13 protein-coding genes are annotated in these 17872 nt (G+C 57.3%); 7 read left to right on the top strand and 6 right to left on the bottom strand.

Features of this window, described 5'->3' with window-relative positions:
* The first annotated feature begins 323 nt into the window (after positions 1 to 323).
* From FXV83_RS40135 to FXV83_RS40120, 4 genes are all read left to right on the top strand, one after another.
* Entirely contained in the window at positions 324 to 1469 is a 1146-nt protein-coding gene (locus FXV83_RS40135) for a fructose-1,6-bisphosphatase (protein ID WP_148745557.1), read from the top strand.
* Between the two features lie 49 nt (positions 1470 to 1518).
* Positions 1519 to 2721 (top strand): 6-phosphofructokinase, encoded by a 1203-nt coding sequence (locus tag FXV83_RS40130; protein WP_148745556.1) that lies wholly within the window; start codon positions 1519 to 1521, stop codon positions 2719 to 2721.
* A gap of 107 nt (positions 2722 to 2828) precedes the next feature.
* The gene (locus FXV83_RS40125) at positions 2829 to 3185 is read left to right on the top strand and encodes an Mth938-like domain-containing protein (RefSeq protein WP_148745555.1); all 357 of its coding nucleotides are present in this window, start codon (positions 2829 to 2831) and stop codon (positions 3183 to 3185) included.
* A 683-nt stretch (positions 3186 to 3868) separates the two neighbouring features.
* The gene (locus FXV83_RS40120; RefSeq protein WP_148745554.1) at positions 3869 to 4516 is read left to right on the top strand and encodes an MSMEG_1061 family FMN-dependent PPOX-type flavoprotein; all 648 of its coding nucleotides are present in this window, start codon (positions 3869 to 3871) and stop codon (positions 4514 to 4516) included.
* Positions 4517 to 4767: 251 nt separating this feature from the next.
* On the opposite strand, the gene FXV83_RS45570 is transcribed toward FXV83_RS40120, so the two are convergent.
* Positions 4768 to 4929: an ABC transporter substrate binding protein gene (locus tag FXV83_RS45570; RefSeq protein ID WP_148745553.1), complete on the bottom strand. Its 162-nt coding sequence runs from the start codon at positions 4927 to 4929 to the stop codon at positions 4768 to 4770.
* Positions 4930 to 5389: 460 nt separating this feature from the next.
* Between FXV83_RS45570 and FXV83_RS40110 the strand changes: the two genes are divergently transcribed.
* Complete coding sequence (locus tag FXV83_RS40110; RefSeq protein WP_148745552.1) at positions 5390 to 6721, top strand: tyrosine-type recombinase/integrase; 1332 nt, start codon at positions 5390 to 5392, stop codon at positions 6719 to 6721.
* Here the strand turns inward: FXV83_RS40110 and FXV83_RS40105 are convergent.
* From FXV83_RS40105 to FXV83_RS40090, 4 genes are all read right to left on the bottom strand, one after another.
* On the bottom strand, positions 6666 to 7034 hold the full coding sequence (locus tag FXV83_RS40105) for a hypothetical protein (RefSeq protein ID WP_148745551.1): 369 nt from the start codon (positions 7032 to 7034) through the stop codon (positions 6666 to 6668). The two genes, FXV83_RS40110 and FXV83_RS40105, sit on opposite strands and share 56 nt — an antisense overlap.
* Before the next feature lie 598 nt (positions 7035 to 7632).
* On the bottom strand, positions 7633 to 10098 hold the full coding sequence (locus FXV83_RS40100; protein WP_148745550.1) for an AAA family ATPase: 2466 nt from the start codon (positions 10096 to 10098) through the stop codon (positions 7633 to 7635).
* A gap of 2 nt (positions 10099 to 10100) precedes the next feature.
* Positions 10101 to 10310, bottom strand: coding sequence for a hypothetical protein (locus FXV83_RS40095; protein WP_148745549.1), 210 nt, complete (start codon positions 10308 to 10310; stop codon positions 10101 to 10103).
* A gap of 61 nt (positions 10311 to 10371) precedes the next feature.
* On the bottom strand, positions 10372 to 11682 hold the full coding sequence (locus tag FXV83_RS40090; RefSeq protein WP_148745548.1) for a DUF2130 domain-containing protein: 1311 nt from the start codon (positions 11680 to 11682) through the stop codon (positions 10372 to 10374).
* Between the two features lie 1186 nt (positions 11683 to 12868).
* Between FXV83_RS40090 and FXV83_RS40080 the strand changes: the two genes are divergently transcribed.
* Positions 12869 to 13291, top strand: a complete 423-nt coding sequence (locus FXV83_RS40080; protein ID WP_235940585.1) for a hypothetical protein — start codon at positions 12869 to 12871, stop codon at positions 13289 to 13291.
* A 341-nt stretch (positions 13292 to 13632) separates the two neighbouring features.
* Here the strand turns inward: FXV83_RS40080 and FXV83_RS40075 are convergent, their stop codons facing one another.
* The gene (locus FXV83_RS40075; protein WP_187436500.1) at positions 13633 to 15528 is read right to left on the bottom strand and encodes a methyl-accepting chemotaxis protein; all 1896 of its coding nucleotides are present in this window, start codon (positions 15526 to 15528) and stop codon (positions 13633 to 13635) included.
* Positions 15529 to 16584: 1056 nt separating this feature from the next.
* On the opposite strand from FXV83_RS40075, the gene FXV83_RS40070 reads away from it, so the two are divergent.
* Positions 16585 to 17400, top strand: coding sequence for a ferredoxin--NADP reductase (locus FXV83_RS40070; RefSeq protein WP_148745558.1), 816 nt, complete (start codon positions 16585 to 16587; stop codon positions 17398 to 17400).
* The last annotated feature ends 472 nt before the right edge of the window (positions 17401 to 17872 follow it).

The raw sequence follows: 17872 nt of genomic DNA, 5'->3' as shown, positions 1-17872 counted from the left end.
CAAAACGAAAATGTTGCGACGTCGGAGACCTCCATCGGTAGCCGTTGAACAGCGCCCATGGTGCCATGCCGTCGCCGCTCGCCCCATAGCATCTTCACAGCACCGGACTCGTGCACCGCAGCAAATGAGGGCGCAACGCTTCTGGCGGGACATTTGCGGTGATCGATGATGCCGGCTACCGGATGAGCCCGAGCTTTTCGAGAAAGAAAGACAGCATGGAACCTAACGGAGCATCAGACGTTCTTTTCCGCGAGTGAGCAGCGCCGTCGCCCCGGCGCAGCAACCGCCGAGGCGCTGAGCTGCGCTGACCGGAGGGAATGCTCATGAGACTCACCCTTTCAGTCATCAAGGCTGACGTTGGCTCCGTCGGCGGGCACACGAAACCGTCTACACGCATGATGGCGGCTGTCGAGGGCGAGGTCGCGAAGGCGATCTGCAATGGTCTCTTGATCGACGGTTTCATCTGCCACACCGGCGACGACATTGCGATCATCATGACGCACACACGGGGCGAGGGGAGCTCTGAGGTACATCAATTCGCCTGGAAGGCGTTTCTTGCGGCCACGGCGGTTGCGAAAAACTCCGGCCTCTACGGCGCCGGCCAGGATCTTCTGGTCGACGCGCCTTCCGGAAACGTTCGCGGCGCCGGACCGGGCGTCGCGGAGCTCAGCTTCGACCACAGCCTCTCGGGTTCGAGGCCCGCGGAGTCCTTCATGGTGTTCGCCGCCGACAAATGCGGCCCCGGCGCCTACAACCTGCCGCTATACCTCACCTTTGCCGATCCCATGTATTGCGCCGGGCTGATGCTGCCTCCGATGATCAAGGGTTTCCGTTTTCATGTCATCGACATGGACCACACGGCTGGCGACAGCGTGATCGAACTCGACGCGCCCGCGGACGGCTACCACATTGCCGCGCTGCTCCGCGACAATGAGCGCTTTGGGATCGATCGCATCGTTTCTCGAACGTATGACGAGGTTGCCGTCGCTGTTTCGGCGCAGCGTCTTCACTCGATCGCAGGCAAGTACACCGGCAAGGACGATCCGGTCGCGATCGTCAGGAACCAAGGGATTTTCCCAGCGCCGGAAGAAATCGTCTCGCCGTTCGCGAAGGCGCACTTCGTAGGCGGCGATGCGCGCGGCTCGCACGTGATGCCGCTGATGCCCGTTCCGCTCAACACACCGGTGACCGGCATGTACTGCCTGCCGATCGTTTCCTGCGTCGGCTTTTCGATCGAGAAGGAAGGCCGCTTTTCCGAGTCCTATACCGATTTCTTCGACAATCCGGCGTGGGACGAGGTGCGCCGGCGCGCGCAATGCAAGGCAATCGAGATGCGCAGCCAGGGCTGGTCCGGCGCTGCGATGCTGCCCTATTCCGAATTGGAGTATGGCGGCTTCCGCGACACCGTATCCGCACTCCTGAAGCGTTTTCGGTTGCGCGAGGAGCGCAAACCGGAAGCGGCCGAGTAGAGAACGTGCGACGCGGGCGCTATTGACATGCCAATACTGGGAGGTGGGTGTGGCGAGGAAACGCATCGGCATTCTCACTGGCGGTGGCGACGTCCCCGGCCTCAACGCAATCATCAAGACCGTGACCTATCGCGGCAGCGAGGACGACATTGAGGTCGTCGGTCTGCGCCGCGGTTGGGAAGCCCTCACGCACCTTGACCTCGACGACCCCGCCAGCAAATCGCACTACCTTATCCCGCTCAACCGCGAAAATACGCGCATCATCGACCGACGCGGCGGTACCGTGCTGCACTCGAGCCGCACCAATCCCTCCAAAATGAAGAAACTGCCCGATCATCTCGCTGGACAAGACCTTCCAGTCTCGGAGAGTACCAAGAGCGGCATCGCAACCAAGACCTGGGATCTCACCGGCCAGGTATTGGCGAACCTCTCCGGGCTGGGCATCGAGCGCCTCATCGCCATCGGCGGCGACGACACACTCGGCTATGCGGACAAGCTCAACGGGCTCGGCGTCAAGATTATCGCGATCCCGAAGACGATGGATAACGACGTCCGCAACACCGAGTATTGTATCGGCTTCTCGACCGCGATCACCCGCGCCAGCGATGCAATCCAGCGGCAGCGCACCACTGTCGGCTCACACGAGCGAATTGGCATTTTCCGCATCTTTGGCCGCGATGCCGGATTTACAGCTCTCTACACCGCGTACGTGACCTCGATACGGTGCGTCATACCGGAGTACAAGGTCAACCTCGACAAACTGATCCAACTGCTCATCGAGGAGAAGCGTGCGAACCCAAGCAACTACGCGCTGATCGTACTCAGCGAAGGTGCCGAGTGGGAGGGCTTCAGGCTGCAGGAATACGGCGAGCCTGACGCCTACGGTCACCGAAAAAGGACGAGCGTGGCCGAAGTGCTTGCCGACGAGATCAAGCGGCGCGCCAGCGAGGAGACCATCGTCTCTGATCTCACCTACGACCTGCGATCGGGCGATCCTGACTTCATCGACAAGCTCGTCGCCCTGACTTTCGGCAACATGGCCTACGATGCCATCCTGGAAGGCAAGACCGGCCTCATGTCAGCGCTGGTCGAGGGCCGCTACGACCTTGTGCCTATCCCTGACGCCAAGCTCGGGCCGCGCAAACTGGACGTCGCCAGCACGTACAACACGGAGCGCTACCGCCCCATCTACGCCAACAAGCGGGGGCTGCCGATCTTTCTCAATCGCGCGTCACAGGGTGGCAGGTGGTAACCCCCAAGAACGTCTCGTATCGGGCAGCCTCGGAAGTGGTGCCCGGCCAGATCGGCCTGCCGACGCGGAGTCAGGGCCTCGTGCCGAGATCATGAAGGAGTCAGGCCATGGAGATCGAACGCACTACATTCGGCACCATCACGATCGACGGAAAGACCTATGAACACGACGTGATCATTCGTCTCTCCGGTGAAGTGGCAAGGCGGAAGAAAAAGCTGTCGAAGAAGTACTACGGCACCTCGCATGTCCTCTCGAAAGACGAAGCGAAGTTCCTCTATGAGGACGGATGCGAGCAGCTAATTCTTGGCTCGGGCCAGATGGGCAATGTGCACCTATCGCCGGAAGCTGAGACGTATTTTGCGAAAAAGGGTTGCAAGGTCCTGCTGCAGCCGACCCCCAAGGCGATTCATACGTTCAACGACTCGCGCGCAAAGAAGATCGGCCTTTTTCACGTTACCTGCTGAAATCGGGCCGGCTGCGGAGCATGAATCCCGAGAGCGCATCGAGAAGATCGATTCGTCGCACCATTTCGGCCCGCTACCTACCTTCTGCTTGCAACGGCAAAGCCGACTTTTGCACGCCCTCGCAAGCAGGGCGATCGCATATGGGCTGATCTTGTTGTGGCCGATCCTTCGAGACGCCCGCCTTGGGGCGGGCCCTCAGGATGAGGATGGAGTGCGCGGCAGCGGTTTCAACGGGCGCCGATGCCGCTCAGCCTCATCCTGAGGAGACCGCGGAGCGGTCGTCTCGAAGGACGAGGCGCGCGCTCAGGCCGCCCAAAAGGCCATATGCGATCGCCCTGCCCTCGCAAGGGAGCCTCAGCGACTCTCGATCGAGAATGAATGCGGGCGCACAAGGGATCGATGCTTGGACCTTTCCCGTGTGGACCGCAATCCGTAGCTAACCCGAGGCTCACTGGGGGGGCGAATGCTGGAGCGGTCGCCAGGTGGGGTTTGCACCCACTGGAAAGCGCCGCCTTTGCACGGCGCGCACCCAAAGCAGACGCGGCCATAGGCGCCAGAGCTGGCCGTTCTCCTTGGCTCTTGGCCTCCGATTCGTCCCGTCCTCGAACGCCTCTCTTGCGACGGTAGACGTTCGCGCTTCTTAGGATAGGGCGTGGCATGCTGATTAGCCCGGAGAATATACCATGGCTGAGATTAGTGAGCTGCGAGCGCGTTTCCGCGAAGTTGTCTCGACCGAAGATGAACTTCGGGCGGTCGTCGGCGAACCTCCCCGCCACTCGATGGCTAAGGTCGTCACCGCCATAGACCACGTTGCTCGTACTTTTATCGAACACGCGCCATTCGCCTTCGTCGCCTCCGCAGGCGAAGCTGGTCTGCTGGACATTTCACCCAAGGGCGACCCGGCCGGCTTCGTGAAGGTGTTAGACGATCACACGCTTGCGATTCCTGACCGGCTCGGCAACCGCCGCATTGATACCTTCCGCAATGTGCTGCGCAATCCGAACGTCGGAATAATCTTCCTCATTCCGGGCGTAACGCACACACTTCGGGTGAGCGGGAAGGCGATCATCGTGAGAGACGACTTCCTCCGAGATACGATGAAGATGAGTGGCAAGGCGCCAAATCACGTCTTGGTGGTAGGGGTAGAAAAGGTCTTCTCACACTGCCCGAAGTGCATGATCAGATCAGGACTCTGGCAGCCCGATACGTGGGGCGAGCCGGCTGCCGTGCCATCTTTTGCGGAAACGCTGGTCGCCCACGCCAAGATACAGGAAAGCGTCGACCAAATGCAGGCCATCATCGAGAAGGGCAATAAGGAAAGGCTGTATTGAGGACGCAGATGGTGCGCTTGGGTTCAACAGGGGGCACCGACACGTATCCGACACGTACGTACACCTGGATTCCTTCGCCCGGCCCATATTCCAGAAGGCACGCTATCGGAGAGTTCATCCGCAGCCAATGTCGCTTCTTGGCCCTAGGGCGAAGTCCGGCTTAGCTCTGGAATGGTCTCATCGAGGCCCATCGGACGTGATTTGCCGATGTTGAAACCGGTGCTGTTGTAACGAAGCGGACTCAGGCTTCACTAAATCACCTCGGCGGCTCTGTCGAGCGCCTCTGCTGGTACTGTTAGTCCAAGTGTTGCAGCGGTCTGCAAGTTCACCACCAATTCGTGTGCGGACAATGTGCGGACCGGCATCTCGCCCGGTTTCTCGCAGTCGAGAACGTTCTTTACATATTGTGCCATATGCCGGGCTTCGGCTTGTCAGGGCAAAGTGGGCCGTCGCACGCCTCGGCAAGGGAGCTTTCAGCCACTCTTGAAATCTAGGATGAATGGTGGGCGCACATGGGATCGAACCATGGACCTCTCGCGTGTGAACCACAATCCATAGTCCCTAGCCAACCGGGGCTAGCCATAGTAAAAACTGGATAAGCCTCTGGAGTGTAGGGGCGTTCATCATATGCGGCCATAATAGACCACAGCTGACCGAACTACATTTTGTATGCCCCCGCTGTGCCCCCGCGCCATCTTCCCTTGGGGCACACAAATCGAGAAGGGTCTGTGTCCCCTCTGTTCTTCAAGGGTCGTCCTTCCAGGTTGGTGTGCCCCGAGGCGGAAAAAGCGAAGGAGAGTCAACCATCACTTTCCCTTCGCTTCGATGGTCCGGGCGGCTGCGGGGCACACCGCGACAGGAAGAGTAGGGACCATGCCGGAGCCGACCAACCAGCTGACACTCACCGATGCCGTGATCCGCAACGCCACCTTGCCACCAGGCAAGGGGCAGCATTATCTCCATGACGACAAGTTGCCCGGCCTCGCCCTGCGCATGCGCGCTACCGGCGGCCGGACCTGGGTCTACCTGTTCACCAAGCCGGGGGTGAGGGGAACCCAGCGCAAGACGCTCGGCGCGTGGCCGAAATATAACGAGAAGGCAGCGCGCAAGGCTGCCACCATCGCCGCAGGCGAGGTCTTCAGGGGCGTGGATCCGAACGACGCCAAGCGCGAGGCGAGGCGGCAACAGGCAGCCGAGAAGGAGCGCACCACGCTGGCCACCCTCATCGTTGAAGATGGTCCCTACCAGACGTCCTTGACCGGACGCCAAGTCGTCAACTGGAAGCCAGCAATGTCGGCGCTGCGGCGCGGGCTCAAGGATCACGCCGAGAGCGGCGTGGGGGACCTGACGCGACGGCAGATCATGGCTGCGGTCGACAAGATTGCCAAGACCGGCAAGCGCGGTGCAGCCAAGGACTTGCGCAAGCACGTGCATACCTTGCTCGAATGGTGCGTCGGCGAGGGCTATGTCGAGCACAACGTGCTCGCCGGCTATCGCGCGCCGAAGGAAACCCGCGCGCAAAGGGTCGGACGCCGAACAAAGGGTCGCGCGCTGACCGATGAGGAAATCATCAAGGTCTGGGATGCAACCGGCAAGCTCGGGGCTTTCGGTCTCCTGGCACGCATGTGCCTGCTCGGTGGCCCGCGGCGCAGCGAGCCTACCATGATCGAATGGCGAAAGCACATCATGGACGACCGCATCACCTTCGATGCGGCGTGGACCAAGATGGGGCTGCACCACGATGTGCCGCGCACTCACCTGGTTGACGAGGTGCTCACGGCCGCGAAACATTTCCAGCGGGCAACCTCCGACTATGTCTTCCCGTCGCCAAAGACCGGCGGCCAGATGTCCGGCTTCACGAAGATGGTCAACCGCCTGGTCAAGGAGGCGAGCGTCGCCAAGTTCACCATGCATGACCTAAGGCGCAGCTTGCGTACTATCATGTCACGCTGTGGCTACGACAACGAAATCCAGCGGCTGTGTGTTGGGCAAAAGCCAAGCGGAATCGACCAGGTCTACAATCACGACGAACAGTGGATCATCCGCAAGATGGCGTTCGAAGCGGCTCACGACTACATTGCGGAATTGGTCGGCGCGAAACGGGTCGGCAAAATCGTGCGCCTGCAGCGGACGAATCCGCTTGACCCGATCAAGGCCGAGCTCCTCGGCCGTCTGCGTGAGCATTATGCTGCTGAGGCGTCCTAGTGGTCTTATCGCACTTGGCCAGATACTCGCGCACCGCATCGACACGATAGAGGGGCCGGCCATCGACGTAGCGCCATTTCAGCGGGTGATTCGGATCGCGCCGCCACTGCTCCAGCGCTCCGGGCGTGCGCCGGATGACCGCGGCCGCCTCTAGTGCCGTCAAATTAGAGCTGCCCGGCAGCGTCTCGATATCGAACGTCGCGGGCGGCGGCATGCCACGGTTCTTGCGATGACGCTTCGTCGCGAGCGGCATTTTCAGACTATCTGGTGTCCGTAATCCCTTGATCCGAGTCGCGTCGTCCTTGCCGCTCATGCCTTTGCCTTGAACCGTGATCGGTCTGGCGCATTAGGGTCGAGGCTTCTCGAGCAAGAAAGGGATCGAGAGCGCAGATATTGCGGCTGGGTAGCTGTGGCGTGCAAATAGGACGAATCGTTGCCTTTGCCACGAGCTTGACAAGCAATCGTAGCGCCCGGTGGCTGCGACAACGTGATGCGAACTTATGGTCGTTTGGAAATCGGAATCAGACACTCAGATTACCGCCCTGCCCGCTGACTCTTAATCAGCGGGTCCCAGGTTCGAGCCCTGGTGCGCCCACCACCCGCAAGGGGTTGCCGCGCAGCGAGTTTTTTAATTTCCGCGGCACAGTTTTCTCGGCAAATGGAAATCGCGTGGCACCGATTTGGCACCGCCAAACAGATGCTGTGACGGGCCAAAAATATTTTTGAGTCTTGCGCCGTTGTTCTCATTTTGTTCTTATCGAACGAAGAGGACAAGACCATGGATATTGAGTTCGAGTGGACATCGAGCAGCGTCGCCGGCAGAGACTTTCAGCGGGCGGTATCTCGACGACGTCGGCCGGAGGAACTTGAGGATCTCTGTGCCGAGCGCGACCGGTTGGTAGGTGGATTTCTTACTTTTTGATGAGGTTGAAATTTATTGATCCGCACGTACAGCGCAAAGCTTGTCGGTCGCCCTTGTGGGGTGAGACGTACGAGTACCCACCGCAATCGACGTTGGTGCATCGTAAGGAGTCCAGGAGGTCTTTGAAGGCCGCGACCAGCGATGCAAGTTCTTTGGGCTGCAGATTGGCCCACTCATTGTAATGGACGGCCTTGTTAATCATCCACTGCTCAGTCTGAGTCTTGGCTATCTTGGCCTTTGCATCAGCTTCCAGTGCCACGATTGTCGCCTGAGCTGAACTGTTTCCCCACGACTGAGCGCTTTCCCGTGCCAATGCCAGCGTGGCTCTCCATGCTTTAAGTACGGGCGACATCAGGTCGCCAAGGTCGTAACTACCGTTGCTCTGAAACGGCACGTCGGCCCGCAGATTATCTGCGAGAATAGTGGTTATGAATTCAAGATACCGTCTCAACGCTGCCGCAGCACCAGCAACGTCATTTTTTGCAAGTCGATCACTGATGTCTTTCCAAATATCAACATGGTCCCAAACCTGTGGACCGGTATCGACGGACCAACTTCCGAAGTTGACGCTAGTACCGACTAGATTCTCGGTTCGCATGAATTGAAGCCAAACCGGATCGTGAGTCGTAAGAATGAACTGGACCTTGGGGAATTGGCTTTTGAGAAGTTTGCAGACCTCGCGTCGGTGGGATGAATCGACGGACATGAGCACGTCATCAAGAACAGCAAATGTGAAGTTGCTGCCAAGGGTGTGCTTCATTAGTGCCAGGTAAAGGCAAAGTCCCATGCCATCCTGATGGCCTTCACTGTGATAGGCGCCCGGCGGAAATTGGCCGCGTCCGTAAAAATCGACATCGAACGCGAGCTTGCCAACGGATGGTTTCAGTGCGCCTTCAAATTTTCCTTCGTCTTCACTGTTTATTAGTCGATAAAAATCAGTGAAGTCCTTTTCGACGGTCTTGTAGATGCCCTCCAACACCGCCGTGCTACGGGCGCTATAGAGGTCTGAGACCTTCTTTGCTGTTTCTTGTCGGGCGTTGGCAGTATCGTTTGCCGATCGAGCTTCGCGGTATTGGCGCAATCGTTCTTGCGCGAGGATCAGAAATGCTGTCGCATCTTGTTCTTTGGATACTTCCGGCAACGCCGCGACACACGCTGCTATGGCAGATATCACCTGCTGAGCTGCCGTAGGGAGTGGCTTAGTAATGGAGCCGAATGCCTCCAGGGCTTGTTGCAGATCGTTGGGGTCGTTGCAGACGCCCTCGATCAGTTGTCGCCACTCGGTCCATTTTTCCAGGGCGTCTGACATGAGCGCTGTCTCGATTTTTGGATCAAGTCGCGCACCAATCGATAGTAGCTTTCTAGCACCCTGCTCGAAAGCAACAAGTTCGGCTTTGAGCGGTGTGATTGCTGCTTGGATCGCATCGAGTGCTTTCGTGGCCTCTCCAACGAGTGAGAGCTTCTCTTGCAAGTGAACGAGAAGTTCAGCCGTGTTCCACGGCAAATCGCACAGAGGGCAGGCGTCTTCTTCCAGCAACTCAACGCCTTGTTTGATCAACACTTCACGGCGAAAGCTTTTGAGCAGGGGGGTGTTTTCAGCGAGAGCTTTAACCAGCCCGGCAGCGTCGGCAACAGATTTACCAAAGGAGGGCGAGCCGAGTACCAGTCGGGTCTGGTTGAACGCTTCAATTTCTGCCGTTGCGACTGCCTTGCGAATCGGCGTCGCGGTGGTGACCGTGCCCGCTGCAAGGCCGGTCTTGAGATCTGTTTCCGCCGATAGGTCTGCCAGTGGCGTAAGCTGAAGGATCGCCCGCTGGTCGTTTACAGCTTTAAGAAGCGCGGATTTCGATAGCGCGGGAATACCGAGCGCCTGCAGAAGTCCGCGTATGGCGCCATCAAGCTGATTTTTGGCCATACTGGCTTTGGAGCGCGCATCGTTAGCGATCTTTTGAAATGCCTGCCGCACTTTCTCGACATGCTCGAGACGCATGAGTTCCTGAACATCCTTCGATCTCTGGCCGGCGGGAGTAAGGATGTACTTGATTATCTCTCTGCGGGAGAGCGCAAATTCAGGATGCGCGGCGAGTTCCGCAATAACCGCCTCAATGCTCTTATCTGTCGGAGTTATCTTGGGAGAGTTCGGTGAGCCCACGGATCTTTCGATTGTGACCATCTTGCCGAGTGATGGAATGCGGGCAGTGAGGGTAACTTTTGCCTGGTTAGGATTCTTCGCTGCATCAACATGCGGCCCGTGTGCTCTGACGCTAAGATCGGATGTGCCGCTGCCGCGCAATCTTGTGATATCGCCCGTGATTGCGAATTCGATTGCATCAACTATTCCGCTCTTGCCCGTACCGTTCGGCCCGCATATGCCGAAATTCTTGTACTTGAGATTCAACGCCAGCTTTTTTACGCCTCGAAAATCTTCAATTTCAATCTTCTCAATGCTGAGCATGTTTATTTTTCGTCCACGCCGAAGAGTGCAACGGACAGCGATGCGGCGTCCACGCTTTGATTGTCCAAAAGCGCCTTCTTAAGGCGATCATGCGTGTCGCCATCGACAATGTTCTCTTCAGCAAGTTTGCTTACGAAATCGGAAATCACCGCGGATACGGTCGGCGAAAGAGGCGGTTTTGAGATAGGAGATACTTTTGTGAGTTTGGCCATGTTGACACAACCATACCTTGCGCCAGACTTTGCTGCAAACATCAAGGTTAATGCGGCTGATTCAGCAGGGGATATCGTCGTCGTTGCGTTGCGATGCAGCGATCTGAAGTGTCGCGGATGAACTCGTGGTGACAGGATTGATCCTCTCATCCTCGCCGGTGCTCGCCATTAACGCGGGGATGGCCTGCAGCGATGTACCGATCAAGCCTTGAAGGTCACCATACATGCCGGACGTATTCGCTATGACGCGCTGTATCTGCTTTTCCCGCTTTGCCCAGCGCCGCTCTGCAATTCTCCGTTCTTCTTGGAGTTCGGACTGCATTTCTATGAAAGTCTCAACGATCGCTTCCACGCGCTGGCGAAACTCGCTCCCCGAGAGATAGCGATACAATATTTCCATCTTCTCGTTTTTGCCCACCGCCGCAAGTTTTGTCATCTCAACTTCAATGAGCTGCAGTCGAAGTGCGAAGGCAAGGCTGAGGGCACATTGCGAATTGGTGATCCAAATCCCGCTGACGTGTTTGAAATTCTCGCAGTCGCGCGGCAGAGCGTCGGATACGAGAATTGCCATCTCGGCTTTCAATACTCGCTGGTCATCCTTCAGTTTCTGGAGCCATGAGTCGCTCCACGATTTTGTACGTTTTGATTCCCACAAGATGATGCCGCACGGGTTTCCTGTGCGCGATGAAATGCGTTGAATGAGGTCGGCTCCCGACACTCCTTTCGGAACGGGTTCGATCTGATCTTCCGGGAATGCGTTGCTGAGCAGCTGCTGGAGCTGCAATTCCAGAACCTCTCCCTGCGTTTGTTGCGACCCTTGCTCCAGCTTTCTCCTGAGTTCGTCGTTCACCCTGATAGCGTCTTGAAGCTTTTTGTCCTTTTCGGCATCTCGGAGGCGATGCTGGTCATCCAATCGGCGTGTTATGGCTACCTCGATCTTGGCTCGTTCTTCGTCGAGCTTTCTTATCAACTCCAGCTCAAGCGTCTTTTCCCGCTCTTCGATCGAGCGCTTCTGCTTGCGCAGTTCAAGCTCTTGCTGCTGAGAGGCTTGGAGCAACAATTGCTTTTCCGCGGCTTGGCGCCGCAAGTCATCGATCTCAACTGAGACCGCCTGGTGCGCCTTGGCCGTTGCTTCTGATTGAAGCCGGTCCTGGGCCGCGCGGATGCGGTCTTGAATTGTTTTGTCGAGATCTGACTCTCGCTCTTTCAGTTTTTGCTCACGCTCGCCGATAAGACTCTGTTGTTGAGCAAATTCGGAATTCACGTTTTGGCGGGCTTCCTCTTCGATCTGATGGTAGATCGTTTCGCTGACGGGAATGAGTTCACCGCACTTCGGGCATTTAAGTTGGTTGATTCCAGCGCGGTCGATCATTCTTTACCTCTTGCAGCATTGCATCGATCACAACGCCCAGTGCAGGTGCATATCGCTCTGACACCTTTCGTATCGTGATTCAACTGCGCTGCAGGGAAGGTGAAGGACTAATCAACCAGGAGTTCAATTCGATTGCTCCTTTGGCTTATTAGTTCCTCTTTACTCGTCCGCGTGCGAAGCCTTTTGAACTCGCTGCAGACAGCTCCCTTATTCTGACTCCGGTAGTCCATTTGCGATAATGGGTGCCCGCACGGTGGCCCGAACGTTCGCCGTCACATGACGAAATCGCTTGATCGGTTGCGGACTCTAGTGGATCGAGGCACGACTGTGCATCGGGTGGAGGACTTTTCGCAATCCAATGATGTCAGTAGCGTCCCTTGCTGAGTATCGCCTACGCTTTTGGCGACGTGACAATACCTTTTGTATCAGCCGGTCTTCCGATTTCACTCGGCACTTGATCGCGTAGGCACTGCGCTGCAGTGAGCGGGGCCCCATAGATAACGCGTTGAGAAGCTGCTCTCGCACGTAGTCTGCGCCAGCAAGCGCTCTAATTGCGTCACCTCGAAGATTTTGCGAAACCACTTTTGATCGACCCTAGCTAACAAATTTGCTGGAAATAGCAGTAATTCGATCAGATGCTTGGTCGAAATGTCAACAACAAAACAATCTATGGTTGCAATTGCCAGGGGGCTGTTCTTCTTTTGTCCTGGTCGCCAGCACCATGACGCCGTCAGGCAGCGTTGGACCGAGTTATCCGAGCGGGGAAGCGGTCGCAGGCAGAATGTGCGATTGCACAACTCAAAGCCGAGAAAAGTCGTGCTCGCGGTGGGCGTCGTGCCGATATTTCACTCATCGAAATCGCTTACGTTCAGCCACGCCGCTGACCGCTGCATTGCCGGCAGCGCTGCGACGCTCGCCGACATCATCATTCTGCTCCCGGTAAAGGTCTTACGGAAATTGTCGTTTAGCTCGCGGATGCGATCCGTCTTCCGGGGCCTTTTGTCTTCGTCAGAGTGATGCCGGTGGCATTCCCGCTTTCCTTCTCTGGACAAGTGCGTGCCGTGTGGCCTTCTTTGTTGCGGCGATAGCATTTGCGTCCGTCGTCGCGTCGCTCACAACTTGGCCTTTTTCGTAGGATGGAAATGTCGGCGCTTAGCCTGGACGCTTCACTGCGTCGACACAACTTGTGCTCAAGCCGTTCGGAAAGATGGTTATGGTAAAACACGCTCCAATCACCGTCACGCCGTTCTTCCGCCCTCGCGATGAAGACGCTGATGAGCCAGAGATGTACGTTGCGGGGTTCGCCGACGAGGCGGACGAGGTCTGGGGGACGCTGATTCCGTTGGATGCGGAGATGGTTGAGCAAGTCGTTCTGGGACATCAGACATTCACGGTTTGGTGCAACTCCGACGGTCGCATCCAACCGCAGCCGAGAAGCGATGGTCTGTTTGAAGAGCTTCTCAAGAAAGGTCACCTAAAGGAAACGCCCCTCGATGAACTCGTTGCCCAAGCCATCGAGCAGGGCAGGAATGAACCGGATGATGACATCCTCGACATATTCGAGACCCCTGCACGAACGGCTGATACGTGCAGTCGGTGTAGTCGCTGATGAGATCGCGCGGCGTAGACGATGAATGCTTCGCGGAAAGTCCGCCAGCCGACCTCGTTCAAGATCAGCATGCTAGACTGCAATCTTCTTGTACTTCGTCGCTGGAATATCGGCAGCCTGACGTCACTTCTCGTCTCGCTCGACGCGCAGGCGCTGAGCGAGACCGTCACAATTAAGAGGAAGCAAAAACGCAAGAGCATGACGTCAGGGGCCGCCCGACGCGAAAGTACTAAAATATTAGCGCATTCAAGCCCAAGCAACTGAAGGGCGCAAGGAAAAATGGGACACTCTTGCGTGCTTCTAGAGCCAGAAAGGCCGAAGGAGTATTCTGACATGCCAACCTAAGCCGCTTGAATCCTGCCCAGGAAGCTGTTTAGTTCGTGCTTCAGTCGAGAGCTTTCCTCAGACAGCTGTTCGGCAGATGTCAGCACTTGCATCGATGCCCCTCCGGTTTCCATCGCGCGGTTGGTGACTTCACCGGCGCTGGCCGCCACCTGGGTGGTCCTGACCGCGGCTTCCTGCACATTGAATGCGATGCTTTTGCTCGTTGCCTCCTGCTCTCCTATGGCGTCGACCACCGTCCTGGCAATCTCCGAGATGCGGTCGATGATGACACTAATTTCGGTAATCGCGCCGACCGACTCAGTTGTCGCCGCCTGAATGCCGCCAATCTGCTCACTGATCTCAACGGTCGCATGCGCCGTTTGCGCCGCGAGAGATTTCACTTCCTGGGCGACAACTGCGAAGCCTCTACCGAGATGACCGGCGCGCGCGGCTTCAATCGTCGCGTTGAGCGCAAGCAAATTGGTTTGCCGCGCAATTGCAGCGATCAGCTGAATCACGCTGCCGATCCGCTCCGCGGCGGCCGCCAAACTGGCCATGCGCTGGTCGCTGAGTTCGGCCTTGCGAACCGCTTCGCCCGCTATATTGGCAGCTTCTTGAACCTTTCGGCCGATGTTGGCGATGGTTATCGCCATTTCGCTCGTCGCGGTCGCGACACGCTGAACGTTGCCGGACGCTTCCTCCGATGAGCATGCGACTTCGATCGAAAGTTGCCGGCTATGATCAGCCGTCCGGGTAAGGCTGCGTGCGGAGGCTTCAAGCTGTGAGGAGGCGGATGAGACGGTCTCGATTACCTTGCCCACGGCCGTTTTGAATTCGCCGGCGAGCTGAGCGATATCGGCCTGACGCTGCTCGGCGGCAGTACGATCTTGTTCGACCTTCGCATCGAGCTCGGCCTGTGCCTTCTCGCGAGCTTTCAGCTTGAACATTTCGACCGCTTCGGCCATCTCGCCGAGCTCATCTTTTCGGCCGAGTCCCGGCAGAACCACGTCGAACTGACCGTCGCCGAGTTGGCGCATGGCCACCGTCATCGAAGCGACTGTTTCGGCTATGCGTTGGCCGAACAGTAATGCGATCAGACCCACGAGGATCGTTGAAAGTCCAATCACCCAGATGAGCGTCCGCCGAATTTCATCAGCATGAATTTCAGCAGCCCGCGAACGCGCCTCAGCGGCAGCCATGATCTTCACTAGCGCCGGGTGGACGCGGTCGTAGATCTGTCCGAGATCGTCCACCTGATCGCCCAGCGCTTGCTGCGTGACCATAAACGAAACAAAATTCGACTTGTATGCGCGGATCAGTTCGAGGATCTGGGAATGCACGTCGGCTGGCAGGCTGGCCTGAGCGAGCGTCGTTTCGAATTCCGCCTCCCGGTCCACCAGTTGATCGCCATATTTGTCTTCGCCGCGCAGGATGAAATCCTTCTCGTGCCGGCGCATCATCAACATCAAGGTCGTGAGGCGTGGTTGGTTCAGCTCAGCGAGCCGCTGCTCGACGATGTGAACGGCCTTGCGCAGCTTGCCTTGGAATCCGTCATCCTCATTGAAGCCGAGGTTGCGTTGGGCCGAGACCACGTTATGAAAGCGCGTTGCATAGAGATTAATCACCGGACGTAGGGCGGTCGCCTGCTTCAGCGGGTCCCCATCTGGCAAAGCCGTCGCAAATGTTTCGACGTGACTCAGGTCCGCGAGCTGCCGCTCATGATTCTCGGCATGGCTCTTGATCGATACTTCATTGGGTTTGCGCAGGAAGTCGCTCGCGATTTGTCGTGACTGCAGGAAGCTTTGTGACAACGATGCGACGCGGGCTCTGAACTGGTTGCTGTCGTTCGACTCGCTCTGAACAAGGCTCGCATAAGTCAGGGCGGCCGCGCAGATTGTGCCTGTGACAAGCACTCCGGAAATCCCAAGGAGTGCCATTTGGCCGCGTAATCCAATGCGGAGGCCCCTCGATGGCCTGCCGCCCCTCGTCGCAACTTCGCTCATGGTTATCCCTTGAATGAGTTCATGCCCCGGCACGGTGTTGGTGAGCGCGGTTATCGATATTGAGCTAAACGGGAGTTGACCTGCTTCATTCGGTCGATGACGACTGGCTAACTAATTTAGATTGATTTCGAAATCCTGAACTCACACCGTACGTCACGCTCCGACGCTTCCTCGTCGGAAGACATTCCAGATCTATCAACGAGACAGCGTAGAGCGCTGAAGTCTGTCCAAAAAGGGCGATCAAACGCAGGATTTAAGCGTGAACACGCAGCTCATTGCATTAATCAAGATTGCTATATCGCTACGGTTAGTCGCGATGATCGCGATCACATGTGAGGATCGCACAGCGCATATTCGGCGCACAGCACCACTTCGGCGAATCTCGGAGCGTCGATCCCCGATGAGCGTCCGTCCCAGTACCGTTGCAATAGAGCGTGAATTGCAGGGTCGTTTGTACGAAACGCTCCAATATGAAGCCGAGACGACACACTCAGGTAAGAAACGAGATTGTTCGTTCGTTACGTACTGTGTTTGTCGGAGCAAAGGCGCCCAAAATGCCATCGTCTCTGCGTGAGGAGGGTGCACTGAATTCTTCCTTCGCGACCCTCGGCCGGGAGTGAGCTGGCAAAGCCGCCTATTGGCCCAGTGTGAGACAGGGGAAGAGTTCATTTAGCAAAGTGGGATGCGAATTGTCTTATCATCGACCAAGGCCGGGACTGGTGCTCTCTCTTCGACTGCGCAATCGAGGCTGTTTCATGCGCAATCATGATCTTGTCTCCGAGAGTTTCCTGGCACTGACCGCGGCCGGTCTCGTGCTGCTGTGCTCAAGCCTGCTCGCCTTTGCCTTTACTTAAAGCGAACGCGTTGGTGCGCTTCGCGCTTTTGTCAATCGAGGTTCCATTTGAGGATGAGCATTTCGGCAAAGCGGCACACGGATCATGCTCCAACTGTTGCGCGAGCGGTGAGATGAGCAATTTCAACCAGGAACGCGTGCTGAGCGTTCATCACTGGACCGACACTCTCTTCAGCTTCACCACCACGCGGAATCCGTCGTTCCACTTCCGTAGCGGCGAATTTGCCATGATCGGGCTCAAGGTGGACGAGAAGCCGCTGCTGCGTGCCCACAGCCTCGCCAGCGCCCACTACGAGGACCGGCTGGAATTCTTCTCGACCAAGGTGCCCGATGGTCCCTTAACCTCGCGTCTGCAGCATCTGAAGGCAGGTGACGAGATCATCGTCAGCCGCGAGGCGACGGGGACGCTGGTCATCGATAATCTCGAGGACGGGCGCAATCTCTATCTGATCGGCACCGGCACCGGGCTTGCGCCCTTCCTGAGCGTGATCAAGGATCCCGAAACCTATTTACGATTCCAGAATGTTGTACTACTGCATGGCTGCCGCCGCGTCGCTGAGCTCGCCTATGGCGAGATGATCATGGAAAAACTGCCGGGGGACGAGCTGGTCGGCGACTTCGTGCGCTATCAGCTGATCTACTATCCGATGGTGACGCGCGATCGCTTCCGGAACCGCGGCCGGATCACCGACCTGATCGCGTCAGGCAAGCTGTTTACAGATGTCGAACTGCCGGAACTCGATCCGCAGCATGACCGCGTCATGGTTTGCGGCAGCCCTGCGTTGGTGCGCGACGCCCGCGAGCTATTGGTGGCGAAGGGCTTTGTCGAAGGCGATCACGGCGAGCCGGCGCAATTCGTGTTCGAAAAGGAGTTTGCAGAACGCAACGGTTCGAGTTCTTGTCGGACAACGGTTCGGCATAAATCATGACGGCTAGTGGGAATCGCCACGAAGCATCGGCAATGACAAACGAACAGCGCGAGCTGACGCGCTGCAACCAAGGGTCAGGAGATGAAGACAGAGTATATTGAACTGCTAAAGGTGAGAATCGAAGTTTTGCGCCTGATGCTGACGCGCTTGCAGGGTGCACAACTCGTCATGCAAGAAATTCGGAAGACCAGACAATAGGTGTGCTTGTGCGGTTTTCTGAAATTGCCTTACGGGTGCTGAGCGCCGAAAATCGGAACGCCGTGAGTCTCTAAGCGACCGGCCGTATCACAAGCCGGCGGAAAATGAACGTTGCATAATAGTGCGCTGTACCAGATTGCTAGTGATGCGCAGACGTTTTTCCCGGAGGTGCGGTCGAGGGTCCACAATTACTTGCGCCGCCACATCCGTCGAGCAAATTGGCGTTCCTCGTCACCCAACACGTCGCCATAGATACTAGGTCAGCGTTTCCTTG

It is taken from the genome of Bradyrhizobium hipponense, assembly GCF_008123965.1.
In the GTDB taxonomy this organism is placed as follows: Bacteria; Pseudomonadota; Alphaproteobacteria; order Rhizobiales; family Xanthobacteraceae; genus Bradyrhizobium; species Bradyrhizobium hipponense.
Note: the sequence above shows the minus strand (reverse complement) of the source record. Positions and strands in the feature narration are given on the sequence as shown.